This is a genomic window from Mesorhizobium sp. M7A.F.Ca.ET.027.03.2.1 (genome assembly GCF_003999175.1).
In the GTDB taxonomy this organism is placed as follows: domain Bacteria; phylum Pseudomonadota; class Alphaproteobacteria; order Rhizobiales; family Rhizobiaceae; genus Mesorhizobium.
Genome location: NZ_RZOM01001647.1, coordinates 1 through 797 on the forward strand (window position 1 = coordinate 1; position 797 = coordinate 797).

The following is a 797-nucleotide window of genomic DNA, read 5'->3' on the forward strand; positions in this document are numbered from 1 at the left end:
GGCCGGCGCCGGCCTGACGCTGGACCAGCGCATTGCGGCGTTTGAGCAGGCGCTGCTCGACATGCCGAAGCCGACCATTCCCGGCACCGTCGAGGTCAAGCTGCCGGCGGTGGTGGTCGGCGACACCACGGTGCGCGACGTGCATCTTTCCGCCGAGCCGGTCGATGGCGGCTGGTCGGTGAAATCGCTTGCCGCGACCTTGCCCGGCCGCACCAAGCTGGAAGCCGATGGCATGCTCGTGCTCAATTTGGAGGGTCATTTCGGCTTCAACGGTTCGCTGCTGCTGGCCGTGGCGCAACCCTCCGGCTTTGCCGCCTGGCTGTCGAAGGATGTCGACGAGGCGATCCGCCGTCTCCCTGCCGCCGGCTTCAAGGCCAAGGTCGACCTCTCGCAGAAGCGCCAGGCCTTCAGCGATCTCGAATTGATCCTGGGCAAGGCGAAGTTTTCCGGCCGCATCGATTCCAGCCAGCCCGACGATGCCAAGCCCTCAGTGCTGATGCGTCTCGAAGGGGGCGACCTCGATGTCGACGGGCTGGCGGCCTTCGCCTCGATCTTCGTCAGCGACAAGGGCGCCAATCGCTTTGCCGACCGCGACCTCGATTTCCAGATCAAGGCAGGGCCGGTCAACGCTGGCGGGTTGACCGCGGATACCGTCGACACGGCGCTCAGGCTGCGCGACGGACTGCTCGAAATCGACCGGCTGTCGGTGGGCGGGCTGGCCGGCGCCTCGATCAGCGCCACCGGCAGGATCAAGGATTTCCCGGCGAGCCCGACCGGCAAGCTCGATGCATCGGTGG

At 66.9% G+C, this 797-nt stretch carries 1 pseudogene; it reads left to right on the forward strand.

Annotated elements, in window-relative coordinates:
• Nucleotides 1–797, forward strand: a pseudogene (locus tag EN750_RS37065) (AsmA protein); the annotation flags it as partial.